The following is a 17,965-nucleotide window of genomic DNA, read 5'->3' as shown; positions in this document are numbered from 1 at the left end:
TTGTAAATAGGATGTAAAATTATAAAAATCTTTTTTCATAAAGATGCCACGAACTAATCCCGACACCAATAACGACCAGCATACAAACAACACTCATTACATAAGGATTGTAATCTTCAAAGAGTCCTAATGTCTGGAATACCCTGATAATAGGGAAGTGGAAGATATAAATTCCGTAAGTGAAATCTCCGTATTTTCCGAAATTATTCAAAAATTTTAAAGAGTAAGCGATATACAGAACTATTATGCTGATCATGATGGGGGAGAATAGTTTTATCTTAAAAATAAGATCAATCCACACCGTCAGAATAGCAATGATGAAGAGTGTATTTTTATGCTGAATAAATTTATCAAAATTAAAGTAGACAAGCATTCCTCCGATAAAATAACATAATGAGCCGGGAAGTTGCCTTGAGATAGCTGCTCTTCCGGTCATTTCAAAATAATTGAGAAATATAAGCGAAAGAAAATAGAGGATGATCAGACTACGATTTCTGTATCTGTTGTTTTTTCCGAAGAATAAAAAAATAAGCGGAACTGCAATATAAAAACACATTTCAATTTTAAGAGTCCATAACGCTCCGTTTACCGCCTGATTGCCGAATACTCCGGGAAGCCATGGCGCTTTAAAGTTCATGAAAAGCGAATTCCAGAATAAATATTTATAGACCTCCGTATTACTGAAGTATTCCGTGAATGGTAAGGTGCTGACCAGACTTAAAAGTATTCCACACAGAAATACAACCAATAGATAAGCAGGAACAATCCTGTTAAATCTTTTTTTTGCATAACTTTTTAAACTTGAAGATCTTTCGTAGCTCCTTGCAATCAGAAAACCACTTACAATGAAAAACGAAAAAACGGCAACTTCTACAGGGCTGTACGTTAAGATATGAAGCTGGTCTACCTGGCTTAAAGCTCCCAAATGTCCTACAAAGACAATGAAGGCAAGGAGAACACGTATAAAGTCAAAATTGTTTTTCGTTATATCCTGCATTTGCACTTTTTCTTACAAAAATAACTTTTTTAATAGAATAGAAAGATTTTACAAGGTTCAATATTTGTTAAATAAAGGAGTTTTTATCCTTTCTCACTTTAAAATATATATAAATAATGGTTGATGAAATAATTTTTCACAAAAAATTGTTATTTAAATCAAAAAAATTATAATTTTAGCCCTTGAAAAAATTAATCTATGAAGAAATTACTACTACTATTTGCAGGCATCTCATTATTGGTGGCTACCGGATGTAATAATGATAACGATACTGTTAGAGAAGCCCCGCTTATTGGGCTCTGGCAACCGATAAAAGAGGTGGTGACTACTGTAGAAGTAGGAGAGCAGCCGATTTCTGACCAGATTACCTATACAGATTGCCAGAAACAGTCGAGATGGTGGTTCAGTACTGAAGTAACCGGAAAAAAAATAGATGTAACGGAACCTACTACAGCAGGAGGATTGTGTAATATTCTACCAGATAAAAACTTCACATATACCTATGATAAAGGTGGGAAAACTGTTGTGATGAAATTCCAGGGGATTGTAGAGCCTGTGACTGCAAAAGTGGTGACTTTAGATGATGTAACACTCAATCTGGCGGTAAGAGAAGAAACTCAGGATCCGACAATGTTTAAAACAAGAACCTATACTTTAAAGAGAGTAAATCCTCAAAAATAATAAGTATACTTCAAGATATAAAAACAGATCTCATCCACGGATGAGATTTTTTTGTTGAGTAAAGAATGACAATTCATTATAATTTAAATTTCTATTTCTTTTAAAATCATTATTTTTGTGAATCTTGTTAAAAGAAAAAGAACAATCCAATATTTAAAGTCTAACATATAACTTATATAAAAGTGTTTTACGATCATCAGCAGATAGAAAAAAAGTGGCAGAAATACTGGGAGGAAAATCAAACCTATAAAACCTCCAATAACACAGATAAACCTAAATTTTATGTACTCGATATGTTTCCGTACCCATCCGGAGCTGGACTTCACGTAGGTCACCCGCTTGGATATATTGCGTCAGATATTTATGCGAGATATAAAAGACATCAGGGGTTTAATGTGCTCCACCCGGTAGGATATGACAGTTTCGGGCTTCCTGCTGAGCAATATGCGATCCAGACAGGTCAGCATCCTGCAGTTACTACAGAGCAAAACATCAACAGATACGAAGAACAATTAAGAAAAATCGGATTTTCATTCGATTGGAGCAGAGAAGTAAGAACTTCAGACGCCTCTTATTATAAATGGACACAATGGATTTTTATCCAGTTGTACCACTCCTGGTATAATAAAGATACAGATAAGGCAGAAGCCATCGATACCTTAATCAGACATTTTGAAGAAAAAGGAACAGAAGGATTAAATGCCAATCAAAACGATGAATTAAACTTCACTGCTGAAGAATGGAAAAATGCTTCCGATCTTGACAAAGAAGATATCTTATTAAATTACCGTCTTTCTTACAGAGCCGAAACTACCGTAAACTGGTGTCCGGCTTTAGGAACCGTATTGGCGAACGATGAGGTAAAAGATGGGAAATCTGAAAGAGGAGGATTCCCTGTATTCCAGAAAAAGATGATGCAGTGGAGCATGAGAATTTCTGCCTATTCAGAAAGACTATTACAGGGGCTTGCTACATTAGACTGGCCACAACCTTTGAAAGACTCTCAGGAATACTGGATTGGGAAATCTCAGGGTGCACAGGTTCAGTTCAAGGTAGAAAGACACGATGAGGTAGTTGAAGTATTTACAACAAGACCTGATACAATCTTTGGGGCTACATTTATGGTATTGGCTCCGGAAAATCCGTTAGTAGAGACAATTACTACCGCTGCTCAAAAGGTAGAAGTAGATACTTATATTGAAGAAACTTCCAAAAAAACAGAAAGAGACAGAATGGCTGACGTGAAAAACGTGAGCGGAGCTTTCACAGGAAGTTATGCAATCAATCCGTTCAGTGGACAAAAGATGCCGATCTATATCTCAGATTATGTATTGATGGGATATGGAACGGGAGCCGTAATGGCAGTTCCTGCACACGACGAGCGTGACCACAGATTTGCCAAGAAATTTAATCTTGAAATTAAAAAAGTTGTAGAAACAGAAGAAGACGTTCAGGAAAAATCTTTTGATTCTAAAGATTCCGTATGTGTTAATTCTGATTTCTTAAACGGATTGAATTATAATGACGCGAAGTCAAAAATAATTTCTGAAATTGAAAATAAGGAAATCGGCCACGGAACAACCAACTACAGACAACGTGATGCTATTTTCTCAAGACAAAGATATTGGGGTGAACCTGTTCCTATATATTATAAGGATGGAATGCCTTACACATTGCCAACCTCTGCATTACCTTTAGAACTTCCTGAAGTTGAAAAATATCTACCGACAGAAGACGGAGATCCACCACTGGGAAATGCGAAAACATTTGCCTGGGATGAGGTCAATCAGAAAGTGGTTTCTACCGATTTAATTGATGATAAAACAATTTTCCCGTTAGAATTATCTACGATGCCGGGTTGGGCAGGAAGCTCATGGTATTTCCTTAGATATATGGATCCGAATGATCAGGAAGCTTTTGTTAAAAAAGAACTGGCAGATTACTGGGGACAGGTAGATTTATATATCGGTGGTAGTGAACATGCAACCGGTCACTTATTGTATTCACGTTTCTGGAATATGTTCTTAAAAGACAGAGGGTATATCAGCCACGATGAACCTTTCCAGAAATTGATCAACCAGGGGATGATCTTGGGGATGAGTGCGTTTGTTTACCGAATTGATGGTACTAATCAATATGTGTCAAAAAATTTAGCAAAGGAATATCAGACTCAGCAAATTCACGTGGATGTATCTTTATTAAAAGGAACTTCCGATGAATTAGATACGGAAGCTTTCAAAACATGGAGACCCGACTATGCTGATGCTGAATTTATTCTGGAAGATGGAAAATACATCACAGACCGTGAAGTAGAAAAAATGTCCAAGTCTAAATATAATGTAGTGAATCCTGATGATATCTGTGATGAATACGGAGCAGACGGATTAAGGTTATATGAAATGTTCTTAGGTCCGTTGGAGCAGTCCAAGCCTTGGAATACTCAGGGATTAAGCGGAGTATATGGTTTCCTTAAAAAATTCTGGAACTTGTATTTCAATGGAGATACATTTGAAGTTTCTGATGAAGAACCTACAAAAGCAGAATACAAAGTTTTACATACCTTAATTAAAAAGGTGGTATACGATATTGAAAACTTCTCTTTCAATACCTCTGTATCGTCCTTTATGATTGCTGTGAATGAGCTTCAGAAAATAAAATGCAACAAGCGCAATATTTTAGAACCATTAGCCGTTATCATTTCTCCGTATGCCCCTCACATTTGTGAAGAGCTTTGGAGCTTATTAGGTCATGAAACATCGATCGAATTTGAACAATTCCCGGTATTAAATGAGGATTATCTGGTAGAAGATGAAATTGAATATCCTGTAAGCGTAAATGGTAAAATGAAGTTCAAAATTTCGCTTTCAGCTCAGTTTTCTGCCAAGGAGGTGGAAGATTTGGTGATTTCAAGTGAGAAAATGCAACAGATTTTGGAAGGAAAAACCCCTAAAAAAATCATTGTTGTCCCTCACCGTATTGTGAATATCGTAATTTAAAAAAAAATTAACATTGGGAAATTAAAAAAAATGGGGGTCTAATTTTTTTGATTTTTTAACCCAAATGTTAAATTTGGAAAAAATAAATAAAATATTTAAGAATAATTATTATTTCGAAATCGATTTAAAATTTCTTTATCAAAAAAAAGCAAAATGTTTAATTAAGACTCTTGCATTTTAATTAATTTTGCCTTTAATTTACACCCTGTAAAATTTTAAAACAATATAATTTAGTTAAATATGGAAATGAATGTTTCAAAAAATGATGAGCAAGTAGTTGCTAGAAAAGCAGGAGGTTTAAATCCAGCTGTTATTATTCCTATTCTATTTATTATAGGAGTATGTATTTATTTATTCGTTCTTGGGAGCCCAGGAAACTTCAAAGACGCAGATAAGCTAGGAAGCGGATCTGTAGCTTTTTCAAGTATTGAAGGAAAAGACATTCACCCAGAATCGTTCTTAGGTATTATCTACAAAGGAGGAGTTATCGTACCAATCTTGATTACTTTCATGATTACTGTAATCGTTTTCTCTTTTGAAAGATATTTCGTTCTTGGTAAGGCTGCTGGAAAAGGAAACTTAGACAACTTCGTTGTACAAGTAAGAAGCTTACTAAACCAAAACAAAATTGACGAAGCTATCGAAGAGTGCGACAGACAACAAGGTTCTGTAGGTAACGTAGTAAAAGAAGGTCTTACTACTTACAAAGCACTTTCTCACGATACTACATTAAATAAAGAGCAGAAAATGGTAGCTCTTAACAAAGCTATCGAAGAAGCTACAACTCTTGAGATGCCAATGCTTGAGAAAAACATGATGATCCTTTCTACTCTAGGTACAGTTGCAACGTTAGTAGCACTACTTGGAACAGTAATCGGGATGATCAAGGCGTTCTTTGCATTAGGTTCAGGAGGTGGTACTCCGGATGCTGCTGCTCTATCTACAGGTATCTCTGAAGCCTTGATCAACACGGCATTAGGTATTGGTACTTCAGCTATCGCTATTATTCTTTATAACTTCTTTACATCTAAAATTGATGGATTAACTTATAAGATCGATGAGATCTCTATGAGCATCCAGCAGTCTTTCGCTGAATTCAACTAAGAATTTTAGCAAGATATTTGCATTAGCAATTAAAAAGAAGTTTAATTAAAAATATTTTATAATAATGGCGAGAGTCAAACCAAAAAGACATGGAGTAATTACGGACATGACTGCAATGTGTGACGTTGCATTCCTACTCCTTACGTTCTTTATCTTGACCACTCAGTTTAAAAAGCCTGACGTGGAGCAGATCAAACCGCCATCTTCAATTTCGGAAAAATTGCTTCCTGATGCTAGTTTAATGACTATCAACGCTACTCCGGATGGAAAATTCTATTTCCAGCCAGTAGAAAACGCATCAGAAAGAGTTGCTCTTTTGGATAAAATGGGGAAAAAGTATGGTATTACTTTTGACAACAACCAAAAAGCAGCTTTCCAGAAAGTTCAGGCAATTGGAGTTCCAATGAACCAACTTAAAGGTTATTTGGATATGTCTGGAGATGAGCAAAAAAATTATAAGAGTCCTACAGGAATTCCTATGGACAGTACAAATAAGCAATTAATTGATTGGGTAAAAGAAAGTTTGAGCGTTAACCCTGACTACAAGTTAGCGATTAAAGGTGACGTTACAACTCAATACCCTAAAGTTAAAAGCCTATTTGAAGGTTTAAGAGATATTGATTTTCTTAAATTTTGGTTGATTACATCACAAGAAGGTAAACCTAACGAATAATATCGATAGAAATGGCAGAAGTACAAGTACAGGAAAAAGGCGGAAAGGGCGGCAAAGTACGTTCCAAGAAGCAGAGTACCAGAGTCGATATGACTCCGATGGTGGACTTGGGTTTTCTATTGATTACCTTCTTTATGTTCACAACTACATTTAGTAAACCGAATGTTATGGACTTAGGACTTCCGGCAAAACCAAAGCCAGATGCACCTAAACCTCCACCAACAGAAATTAAACTATCTAACTCAATTTCTATCTTATTAGGAAAAAACAATAGAGTGTTTTGGCACCAACAGGATGCTACATCTTTGAATGACCAAACTCTTATGGAAACTACTCTTGATAGAGAAGGAATTAGAAAAGTAATTCAGCAGGCAAAATCTAGAGCTGCAGATCAAAGTAAATTTACCGTGATCATTAAGCCAACTGACGATGCAGTATATAAGAACTTTGTTGATATTCTTGATGAAATGGCAATTACCAAAAGCGAGCAATACGGGGTTACCGATGTGAAGGCTTGGGAGAAAGCTGTTTATGAAAAGAAAATAGGTGGTGCAGCTGCACCGGCTGCTACAAAGTAATTTAACCATAAAATTGTTATATCTACTATGGCAGATGAAAATGTATACGGTCAGAATCTTACCTTAGACGAGATCGTATTTGAAAATAGAAACAAGGAATATGGTGCCTATGATCTTAGACATCAGTATCCGAGACTTTTAACGAAGTCATTTATTATCGGAACAGCCCTATTCCTTTTGGCAGCTTTATCTCCGTTCATTTATCTTACGATTAAAAATCTTACAGCTCCGCCTAAGCAAGAAGTAAAGGCAGATCTTGTAGATATCCTGGAAGAAGAACCGATTATCGAGCAGCCTAAAGAAGAAGAACCACCTCCACCACCGCCACCTCCAAAAGAGGAACCGAAAATTGAGGTTATTCAGAACGTTGTTCCTGAGCCTGTAAAAGCTCCGAAAATTGAAACTCCACCACCACCGATTTCTAAGCAGTTGGAAACAACAACTGGTTTGAATAATCAGGAGGGGGTAAAAGCTCCGGCTTATACACCACCACCGCCACCACCATCTACAGGTACTAAAGCTAGTACGGTAGAAGTGAAAGCGAATAATCCTAACGAAATCTACAAAGACGTAGACCAGTCTGCAGAATATCCTGGAGGTATGGGAGCTTTGAGAAAATTCTTAGGAGATAACTTCGATACTTCCCTAATGGAAGGAGGTGAAGGTACCCTTAAAGCTAAGCTTAAGTTCGTTGTAGAAAAAGATGGAACTGTTTCCGGAGTTACCATTGAAGAGAAATCTCCAAATGGCGACTTCAACAGTGAAGCGATTCGTGTAGTTAAGAAACTTAAAAAGTGGACTCCTGCTAAGAGAAATGGAGAAAGCGTTAGATCTTACTATAGCGTACCATTTACTATGAACTTTGAATAATTAGACTTATTTATTCAGAATATAAATAAAAAGAGAAGCATATGCTTCTCTTTTTATTTTTTTTGGTATTTTTGTTACATGATGTTCAATTGGTTATCCCTGGTTACGGGATTGTTTTATATCGTTTTAGGAATTGTAGTGATTGTCTACAAATTCTTCTTCACCATTTTGGAGCCGGCCATTGCTTATGCATTAGGAGTGGTATTGGTTATTTATGGTGTTTTCAGAATTTACAGGGCGATTTCAAGAATCAAAAAATCGAGAAATGAAGAATAGTTTTAAACTTGCAGTCGTATGTATTCTGGGCTTACTGCTCGTTGGCTGCAAAAAGGAAGAGAAATCTCCATCCTATAATAAAGGTGATCTTACAATTTATACAGACGAATCCTTTCAAAGTGTTACTGAAGCATTAGCCGAAGGCTATATGATCAATTATCCGGAAACGCGTATTAAAGTGGCTACTCAAAAAGAAGATTTAGGCTTTTTAGATCTGTTAAACGGCAAAGCAAAAGTCGTGGTAATGTCCAGAAATCTTACTCAAGAAGAGGTAAAGACATTTGAAAACAGAACCGATTTAAAATTTCTTCCTTCAAAATTTGCTGCTGATGCAGTAGTTTTTGTGGTTCCTAAAGATTCTCCAAGAGAAAGTATTTCAATGGATGAAATAAAGAATGGTCTTTTATCTGATAAAAAAGAATTTATTTTCGATGGAACCAATTCAAGTAACTTAAATTTTGTTGCTGAAAAGTTGAAACAACAACCTAAAGATCTTAAATTTTCTATTATTCCCGGGAATCAAAAAATTATTGAGGAACTGGGTAAATATCCGGATAAAATCGGCGTGGTCGGACTCAATACCTTCAGTCGTCCTTATGATAAAACTTCTGAAAAGTTAAGAGACATGGTTAAGGTGCTTCCGGTTGTTGATAAAGGAAAACAATACACCGCAGATTTTGAAGGACTTCGCAGCATGGAGTATCCTTTTACAAGAGTCCTGTATTTTCTGGTTAATGAAGGAAATTTTAACATTGCCAACGGATTTATAAGATTTTCATGTACTCACCTGGGACAGAAAATTGTCCAGAAAGAAGGATTGCAACCGTATAATCTCTATAAAAGAGAAGTACAAATGCGTTAAAAAATATTAAAGTCACAATTTACCCTTAAAAAAATGATCATTTTGGTCTGAAAATTGTGTAGAATATAACTCGATTATTTAGAAATATAAAATGAAAGATATAATGATTATGAATGTAAAGAAGATTGCTTTTGGAGCAGCCGTGGTATTTTTTACCGGTTTTGCCACTGCACAAACATTGCAGGATGGTATTAACAGTATAGACAGTGATAAATTTGCACAGGCAAAAACCAATTTCACTGATATGATCGCTAAAGAGCCTACAGCTGAAAACTACTTCTATCTGGGAAATACTTTCTTAAGACAAGGAGAGCCTGATTATGCTAAGGCAATTGAAAGCTTCAACAAAGGATTAGCTGCTGACAGCAAAAGCTATCTTAACAAAATCGGTTTAGCTGCCGTAAAACTAGGAAAAGGTGATAAAGCTGCAATCGCAGAAATTCAAAAAGTAGTTACCGATTCCAGAGAAAAAGATGCTGAAGTATTATTCAGAGCAGCTGAAGCCTTAACTTTATTTGAAAAGAACAGTTCTCCTGATCTTGCTATCCAATTCTTAACCAAAGCAATTGAGAAAGCTGAGAAAAAAGGAGTTCCTGCACATTATTACTATACATTAGGAGATGCTTACAGATTAAAAAGAATGCAAGGTGAAGCTATGTCTGCCTATGATAAAGCATTACCTCTAGCTAAAAATAAAGCTTCCGTTTACACAAGAATGGCAACTTTATGGATGGCTGCACAAGTGTGGAAAAATGCAAAAGAAAGTATTGATAAAGCAATTGCTGTAGATCCTACTTATGCTCCTGCATATAAAGCTTTGGCTGGTTATGATATCAGATATCAGCAAAATGCAAAAGCAACTCAGGACCTTATCAACTATACAAAATATGCTGACGAAGATCCATATACTCAATTGGAAATTGCAAAATTATACTTCACAAACGAAGATTATGCAAACTCCAAAATGGTATTAGACAAGATTTTTGATAAAATTGATGATCCTATTAAGTTCAAATTAAGAGCTTATAATGCATATGCAGATAAAAACTATGTAGATGCTAAACAAAATATGGATACTTTCGTTTCTCAGGCTGAGAAAACAAGAGTACAGCCAGCTGACCAAGGTTTACAAGGACTTATCGCTGCAGGTTTAGCAAAAGATGAAAAAGATGCTGCTAAGAAAACTGCATTGATGACAGAATCTCAACAAAAAGTTGCTATTGCAAAAGCTGCAAAAGATGAAACCATGAAGTGGGATTTAGAATTAGCTAACATCGCTGGCGGTGGAGGTGCTTCTCAGGCAGATGTTGATAAAGGACCTACTAACCCTACCATCGAAGCATTGAAAAAACAAGTAGCTGCAAACGCTCAGGATTCTGACGCTCTATTCAAATTAGCAACAGCTTATCAGGATGTTAAAAACTGGAACGGGGCGATCCTTACATGGCAGAAAATGTCGGCACTTCTTCCTGACTGGGCTCCGGCTTATTACAGCCAGGGATATTCTTATCAGCAGGCAGGAAATAACGATGCTGCAAAAATTGCTTATGAGAAATTCATCAGTACAGTAAAACCGGCTGACCAGGAAGCTAACAAGCAGACTCTTGCCTATGCTTACTTTGCAGTTGCTTATATGAATAAAGATTCTGACGTGGCGAAAGCTAAAGAATATGTTGCAAAATCATTACAACTTGATCCTACGTATGAGGATGCAGTAAAATTGAACGCAGCCATCAACAAGTAATTTAAAATTTAAATTATAGATATTAAAACTTCCCATTCGTAATGTATGGGAAGTTTTTATTTTAAACCCTATCTTTGACTGCATGAAATCGCATTAACGAAATCTCCGACAAATAAACACTGGTGAAGATTGCGATTGCATATGACCGTATAAAAAAATAAATATCTACATATGAAAATTGATATACTTGCTTTTGGCGCCCATCCTGATGATGTGGAACTGGGATGTGGCGGAACTATTGCTAAAATGGTTTCTGAAGGTAAAAAATGTGTAGTTGTAGATCTTACCAGAGGAGAACTCGGAACCAGAGGTACAGATGAAACAAGAAAAGCAGAAGCCGCAGACGCTGCCAGAATCTTAGGACTTTCAGGGAGAGAGAACCTGGGAATGAAAGACGGCTTTCTTGTGAATTCTGAAGAATATCAAATGAGGATCGTAAAAATGATTCGCAAATACCGCCCGGAAATCGTCTTGGCGAATGCTATTGATGATAGACATCCCGATCATGCAAAAGGAGCGAAATTAGTGTCGGATGCGTGCTTTTTGTCCGGACTGAGAAAAATTGAAACTGTACATGAGGGAGAAATTCAGGAGGTGTGGAGACCCAAGCATGTTTTTCATTACATTCAATGGAAAGATATCAAACCGGAATTCGTGATAGACATTTCAGAATTTCTGGATAAAAAAATAGAATCGTGCATGGCGTATAAAACTCAATTTTATGACCCAACTTCCAAGGAACCCGAAACCCCGATTACAACAAAAGACTTTTATGAGAGCTTAACCTACCGTGCCCAGGATTTAGGGCGATTATCGGGAGTTGCTTATGCTGAGGGATTTACCTCTGAGAAGCTAATTTCTTTGAAAAATTTTGACGGAATTGTTTGGTAGTTGAGGAAAATGTCCTATATTTGCACTCAGAAAAACGGTGATTGTAGCTCAGTTGGTTAGAGCGTCGGATTGTGGTTCCGAAGGTCGGGGGTTCGAGACCCCTCATTCACCCAAAGAAAGTACACTTTTTAAAAGTGTACTTTTTTATTTTACCCTATTTTCAACCCGAAAATATCATTCTTTTTTTATTTTTTTCTTAGAAGCTTTTTCCTGCTATCCACTCATACTCCTCGCGCCAACATCCAAAAAGGGCATCGCATGCTGCGGGGTACCCGTTGCTATCAGGGCTAGGATATCAGTAATCAGTAATGAGTAATAAGTAATGAGTAATAAGTAATGATGGAAGCGGAATCAGATGTCTGTGGATCTGTTCGATTTTGCTTAATTGTAGATAAGGCTTATATATCATTTTACATGCATTGTCATTCCGACGCAGGAGGAATCTCATCTATAAATTACCATAATAATAAAAATCAGTCATCATAAGTAAATTGCTGTTCAATAGAAATAGGCTTTACATCCGTTTTATTTATACCATAATTCCAATGGTTTTAGCCTAAATTCAAAAAGTTTTATCCATAACATTGTTCTTCTGAAGCAAATCTCAATAAGGATTCAGCTCATTACACTACACTCCTGTGATATTCATCATAAAAACTCAATTTGATTCAATAGACCTGCGAAATTTTATTATATTTAATGCACACTAACATCTAATATGGAAATAATTGTCACAGTAAAGCAATTGGGAAAGAAACACCCTGTTCTTTCGGAGCATAAAATTCAAATCGCATATGACAATGCGGGTATTTCACTGGAAAATCTATTGCAACTCATCGTTCAGCAGCAGGTAGCAGCTTTTAACGAAAAATCATTCGAACTGGAAGATGAAGATGAGACTAAAATTCCTCAACATAACTACCTCAACATTCTTACAGATACAGGGAAAGCAGGCTTTGGAAGCATTTATAATCTCAAAAAAGCTGATCTTCAAAAAGCGCAGGAAAATGCCATTCAAGCCTTTCAAGATGGAATGTTTGCCGTGTTTTACAATGATGAGCAATTAGAGGATCTTCATCAGACTATCGATCTGAGTGCACAACATACCTTTACGTTTATAAGACTTACATTTCTTGCGGGAAGCTATTGGTAATCAAAAAATACTAAGCAATACAATACATGGAAATCACAAAAAAATTAGAATCGAAAAAACTTGAAAAAAATTATTACGAAAAGTTGCGGAAAGATCTGTCGGAACATGCCGAACAGGGTACACCTTCTCTACTTTTCCCCGATCGGCCAATCATTAAAAAAGACGTTGCTGATTTAGGGCTTTTGCTGAAGGGCAAAGCCAACTATTACCAAGCGATGACACTGGGATCCAAAGAAGCTGAAAAATTCAAAGATCTTATTAAGCCCGATATTTGGGAAGATAAAGAGTATTATAACTTATTGATTTATTTCTTTGGTGAAAATGCTGACCTGGTAAAATATGCCTGGGACAGAATGCCTTATAAAATGTACCAGACAAGTTATTATCGCCGTTCTTTCCGTGCTCCTCATAATGAACGGTACATTCTGCTGAACCAGGTTAATCTGATGAGAGAACTGCTGGAACTTCCCAATGTGTATTCCTATGGAAGCAATAATCAATATTTTGATTTATCACTGGAAGAGCAGATTATATATGACAATGACCTCAGCAATAATGCCAGTCAGTTTTATATTTGGGCAGCAGCCATTGATACAGGAAATACAGCCATCTATCAATTGATTGAAGATATTATTTTCAATAAACATCCGGAAGGAAAAGTATCACGCAATATCATTAAAGCATTGCTCAACAGCGAACAACAGAAATGTTGGGAGTTGGTAGAAAAGCTTTTACTTGCAGCCCAGCGCCAGGAGGGTTTACGACAAACTATTCTGGAAGCTCTGGACGAAACAAGTATCGGTGCTTTGGAATATATGACGAATGTGATTGTAGAACATAAACTGACACGGTTCTCTTCAGTGGTTCGTGCTATTGATACTTGGACAGGTTTAGGCTGGGAGACAGAAAAAGAGTCTGTAGTAAAAGATATCGTATCGTTGGCCCATACTTATTTTAAAAACCCGGATCTCATTCCTGACGCTATAAAAAGTAAGAATAATAACGAAGTTTATATGGCTCTTTGGGTACAAGCTGTATGGGATGTAGAAAAAACAATCCCTTATTTACATCAGTTATTTGATAAAGGAAGTATAGAGAAGAAATGCCTGGCTATCAAGTTTGCAGGAGAAACCCAAGATCCCTATATTCAGATGCCATTGTATTATAAGGCTGTACTGGAAGGCGATCTGCAGGTTTTAGCATTTGCAGGAGAGCCTTTATCAACATTATTGAGTACTAATGTTACGTCAAAATTCTTTATCAACAATTCGGATTATCCTGATTTCTTCGAAAAACTGCATGAGCTTACCCAAAAGATAGAGGTGAAAGAAAAGAAATTTGAAGGTAAAATATTCTCATGGCTTAATGCCACTTTCAGTAAAAGCACATTATATTCTTCGATGTTCTATTTGGTAGGAGAGGATACTGAAAAACTGAATACAGTCCTTTCTTATTTTGAACAGTTTGAACTCTCTTTGCGTGAGCAGTTATCAAGAGCTATTTTGGGTGAGTTCTATTGTTATTCGTACTCCTATAATTTCGGAAAGAAAAAACTTGCTGTAACGCCATTCCAGAAAGAGTTTGCATTCAAAATCCTCAAAGATCGCAGTGAATCTTTGATAGCGTCAAGCATCAATGTATTACAGCAGCATCCTTTAAATAAGGAAGAAATAATGATCTTCTTTGATATGTTTAAAAGAAAAGGCGGTACACTTCGAAAGAAGCTTATAGAGCTTGTGATAGAGCAGGAGGATGGGGTAGTTGCTCCATTGATTGAGGAATTAATGACCAAAGGAGATATCGAACAGCGAACTGCCTCACTGGATATTATGCTTCAGCTTCAAAAAGAAAAAAGAGTGTCTACTCAAATCGGTAACTGGACCAGCCAGTTTGCTGAAAGATCAAAGGTATCCGAAAGAGAACAGGGTCTTTTAGATCAGCTTGATCCTTCCGGAGAGCAAAAAATACTCTCTGCAGAAAATGGTTTCGGATTCTATGATCCGTCTGTGATCTCAAGATATGAATTACCGACAGTAGAAACCGATTCTGTATATGCAAAGGCTGTTAAAAAGCATAAATATGGCTTCACTCAGTCTATAGATAATATCAAAGCGGAATTAAAAAAACTAAATGATTTATTTCTTAAAAATAAAGATTACGAATATGAAGCAGAAGAATGGAGTGGCTCCGTAGAAAAAGTATTAATAGGTAACAGTTTCCGTCAAATTAAAAATAAGACAGAAGGTTTTACTCCGGAACAGATGGCTGAAAACTTTCCCTTACACGAAGTCTGGGAACAATGGTATACAGATTCCGGTATGCAGCCCATAGACCTGTTTTTATTGACATTCATCGAAAATTGCGACAGAAAAGTATTCAGAGAATTCCTGGAGGGGTATGTATTTTACCACAAGAATATTATACCCAACCCTATAAAAGATGACTACTATTGGAATAATCCTATTTGCAGAATTCTCGAATCCCTAAAATATAAATTTGTATTTGAGGAAAAAACTGATTTTCTGATAGATGCCTGCAGTACACTCTTTGCTCATCTTCCGGATGATGTCATCAATTATAAAGGAAAAGATGATAAGGATTATTACTATACACAAAGAGGAAACGGATGGCAGCAACTGGGGTTTTTCGATGTGTTTTTGAGAGCAGTTCCTTTAAAGGATCTTACAAATGAACAATATATAAAGATTTGGAATTTATACCGATGGATGCAGTATAACGGTTTGCAGGATAATATAAAAGTTTCTGTGCCGCCATTGTATTTATTTTGTAAGGCTTATGAATTGGAAATCATTACCAAAGGTGAACTTTACGAAGGGGTTATCACCGCTGAATCAGCTATCAGAGAACTTACCAGAACCCAAACTTATCCCAACCAGGAAAATTATCCTGAAACATTTCCTTTTCTGAAACCGATGATTGATGAAGTACAGAATAAGTTTCTGGATATAGAGCTTATACGTGGTGATGCAGGAACTGCAGTTTCTCATTTTGTTCAGGAGTTTCAAAATATATATGGTGCCCATCGTCTCGTACAGCTTTTGAAAGGGTTGGGGAAAACTACACTGTACGCCAATTACATTTACAGTTACGGTGGCGAAAGTATGAACAAGCAGAAACTGTTTTCTTATCTGATCAAAAATTCTCATCCTTTAGCAGCTGATACTCAGGAATTGTTCAATGAAATGATGAAGAAAGAGAAGGTTTCAGAGCTTCGCTTAATACAGGCAGCTGTGTACGCCCCTCAATGGCAGAAGCTAATAAGTATTTATTTAGGCTGGAAAGGTTTGGATTCAGCGATATGGTGGATGCACGCTCATACCAAAACCAGCGCTTATCAGGCACAGAATTCAGAACTGGAAAGTGAAGTAGCCAGATATTCATCCGTAGATGTTCAGGATTTTCAGGACGGAGCAGTAGATAAGGATTGGTTTACGAAAGCCTTTAAAGAATTAGGTAAAGCCCGTTGGGAGATGCTATATGAATCTGCAAAATATATATCTGACGGAAATGGACACCGCAGGGCCAGACTTTATTCGGATACCCTTACAGGTGATTTGAAAATAAAAGAAGTAACAGCGAAAGTTAAAGATAAACGCGACCAGGACTATCTTCGTGTATATGGACTTGTTCCGTTGAGTAAAACGAATCCTGAGAAAGATGTCCTTAGCCGATACGAATATATTCAACAATTCAAAAAGGAAAGCAAGGAATTCGGTTCCATGAAGCAGTCTAGTGAAGCGCTGGCAATCCGTGTCGCTTTAGAAAATTTAGCAAGAAACGCCGGGTATCCTGATCCGATCCGACTGACCTGGGCAATGGAGACCAAACAAATTCAGGAGCTTTTATCAAAGGAAACTCAGGTAACAATTGACGGAGTTACGGTAGGTTTGATCATCGAAGACAGCGGAAAAGCAGAGCTTGCCGTATTTCGTGATGATAAACAGCTGAAGTCAATTCCGCCAAAGATTAAAAAAGATAAAGCAATTGTTGAATTGGGGAATTACCGTAAAATCATGCGTGAACAATGGACCCGTTCCCGAAAAGGTCTAGAGGAAGCAATGATCAGAGGGGATGAATTCCTTTTAAAAGAAATCAAAACCCTTTTTGAACATCCTGTGATCGTAAAACATCTGGAAAAACTTGTCTTTATCTCAAATGATCACAAAATAGGCTTTTTTCACGATGGAAACCTGGTCAATGCCCAGGGCGAGATTCTGGAATTGAAGGATGACCATTTGTTGCGAATTGCTCACTGTGTAGATCTCCATCAACATCATGTGTGGAGTGATTTTCAACACTATTGTTTCAAAGAAAAACTGGTTCAGCCGTTTAAGCAGATATTCAGGGAGCTGTATGTGCTTACTCCTGATGAGTTGAAGGAAAAATCTGTATCACGCCGCTACGCAGGACATCAGATTCAGCCGAAGCAGACCCTGGCACTCCTGAAAACAAGAGGCTGGAAAGTAGATTATGAAGAAGGCTTACAAAAGGTCTATCATAAAGAAGGGTTTCAGGTAAAATTGTATGCAATGGCTGATTGGTTTTCACCTGCCGATGTGGAAAGTCCAACCCTGGAAACGATAGAATTCCATTCATTAAAAGACTATAAAAACATTCCTTTTGAAGATATTAATCCCAGACTGTTTTCAGAAGTAATGAGGGATGTAGATCTGGTAGTGTCGGTAGCCCATGTAGGAGATGTAGATCCTGAAGCCAGTCATTCATCTATTGAGATGAGGGCTGTATTAATGAAAGAAACGGCTCGTTTATTCAAATTGGATAATGTAAGGATTGAAGGATCACATGCTTTTGTGAAAGGCCAGATGGCAGAATATAGTGTGCATTTGGGCAGTGCGGTAGTTCATCAGGTTCCGGGTAAATATTTGTCCATACTTCCTATTCATTCCCAGCATAGAGGCAGGCTGTTTTTACCTTTTGCCGATGATGATCCGAAGTCAGCAGAAGTGTTGTCTAAAGTATTGTTACTTGCGAAGGACAATGAAATACAGGATCCTACCATATTGTCGCAGATTAAACGGGAATATGTTTAAAATTAAAGAAGTACACTTTTCAAAAGTGTACTTTTTCTTTTATTAATTTTGCCATAAGCCATAAGCCA

The 17,965-nt window shown here is 36.8% G+C and carries 13 protein-coding genes and 1 tRNA gene; 13 read left to right on the top strand and 1 reads right to left on the bottom strand.

Annotation, left to right across the window (positions count from 1 at the left end; all coding sequences use genetic code 11):
• Positions 1 to 19: 19 nt before the first annotated feature.
• Positions 20 to 997 carry an acyltransferase family protein gene (locus EG342_RS02785; protein ID WP_103291808.1) on the bottom strand — a complete coding sequence of 326 codons (978 nt, stop codon included), beginning with the start codon at positions 995 to 997 and terminating at the stop codon, positions 20 to 22.
• A 198-nt stretch (positions 998 to 1,195) separates the two neighbouring features.
• Between EG342_RS02785 and EG342_RS02780 the strand changes: the two genes are divergently transcribed.
• From EG342_RS02780 to EG342_RS02720, 13 genes are all read left to right on the top strand, one after another.
• Complete coding sequence (locus EG342_RS02780) at positions 1,196 to 1,678, top strand: lipocalin family protein (protein WP_103291809.1); 483 nt, start codon at positions 1,196 to 1,198, stop codon at positions 1,676 to 1,678.
• A 182-nt stretch (positions 1,679 to 1,860) separates the two neighbouring features.
• Positions 1,861 to 4,674, top strand: a complete 2,814-nt coding sequence (leuS, locus tag EG342_RS02775; RefSeq protein ID WP_103291810.1) for a leucine--tRNA ligase — start codon at positions 1,861 to 1,863, stop codon at positions 4,672 to 4,674.
• A gap of 240 nt (positions 4,675 to 4,914) precedes the next feature.
• A complete protein-coding gene (locus tag EG342_RS02770) occupies positions 4,915 to 5,778 on the top strand; it encodes a MotA/TolQ/ExbB proton channel family protein (protein WP_103291811.1) in 864 nt (287 codons plus the stop codon).
• Between the two features lie 64 nt (positions 5,779 to 5,842).
• Positions 5,843 to 6,451, top strand: a complete 609-nt coding sequence (locus EG342_RS02765) for an ExbD/TolR family protein (protein ID WP_103291812.1) — start codon at positions 5,843 to 5,845, stop codon at positions 6,449 to 6,451.
• 11 nt (positions 6,452 to 6,462) lie between these two features.
• Positions 6,463 to 7,029 carry an ExbD/TolR family protein gene (locus tag EG342_RS02760; RefSeq protein ID WP_103291813.1) on the top strand — a complete coding sequence of 189 codons (567 nt, stop codon included), beginning with the start codon at positions 6,463 to 6,465 and terminating at the stop codon, positions 7,027 to 7,029.
• Between the two features lie 27 nt (positions 7,030 to 7,056).
• Positions 7,057 to 7,899, top strand: coding sequence for an energy transducer TonB (locus EG342_RS02755; protein ID WP_103291814.1), 843 nt, complete (start codon positions 7,057 to 7,059; stop codon positions 7,897 to 7,899).
• A gap of 78 nt (positions 7,900 to 7,977) precedes the next feature.
• Entirely contained in the window at positions 7,978 to 8,175 is a 198-nt protein-coding gene (locus tag EG342_RS02750) for a DUF308 domain-containing protein (protein WP_185126898.1), read from the top strand.
• Positions 8,165 to 9,037: a PstS family phosphate ABC transporter substrate-binding protein gene (locus tag EG342_RS02745; protein ID WP_103291816.1), complete on the top strand. Its 873-nt coding sequence runs from the start codon at positions 8,165 to 8,167 to the stop codon at positions 9,035 to 9,037. The genes EG342_RS02750 and EG342_RS02745 overlap by 11 nt, the downstream gene beginning before the upstream one ends.
• A 91-nt stretch (positions 9,038 to 9,128) precedes the next feature.
• Entirely contained in the window at positions 9,129 to 10,781 is a 1,653-nt protein-coding gene (locus EG342_RS02740) for a tetratricopeptide repeat protein (RefSeq protein WP_103291817.1), read from the top strand.
• Between the two features lie 171 nt (positions 10,782 to 10,952).
• Positions 10,953 to 11,672 (top strand): bacillithiol biosynthesis deacetylase BshB1, encoded by a 720-nt coding sequence (gene bshB1, locus EG342_RS02735; RefSeq protein WP_103291818.1) that lies wholly within the window; start codon positions 10,953 to 10,955, stop codon positions 11,670 to 11,672.
• A 36-nt stretch (positions 11,673 to 11,708) separates the two neighbouring features.
• A tRNA-His gene (locus EG342_RS02730) sits at positions 11,709 to 11,784 on the top strand.
• Between the two features lie 606 nt (positions 11,785 to 12,390).
• On the top strand, positions 12,391 to 12,825 hold the full coding sequence (locus EG342_RS02725; RefSeq protein ID WP_103291819.1) for a hypothetical protein: 435 nt from the start codon (positions 12,391 to 12,393) through the stop codon (positions 12,823 to 12,825).
• Between the two features lie 26 nt (positions 12,826 to 12,851).
• Positions 12,852 to 17,897 carry a DUF4132 domain-containing protein gene (locus tag EG342_RS02720; RefSeq protein ID WP_103291820.1) on the top strand — a complete coding sequence of 1,682 codons (5,046 nt, stop codon included), beginning with the start codon at positions 12,852 to 12,854 and terminating at the stop codon, positions 17,895 to 17,897.
• Positions 17,898 to 17,965 lie beyond the last annotated feature (68 nt).

It is taken from the genome of Chryseobacterium lactis (genome assembly GCF_003815875.1).
Taxonomy (GTDB): domain Bacteria; phylum Bacteroidota; class Bacteroidia; order Flavobacteriales; family Weeksellaceae; genus Chryseobacterium; species Chryseobacterium lactis.
This window is presented reverse-complemented; position numbering and strand designations above follow the sequence as displayed.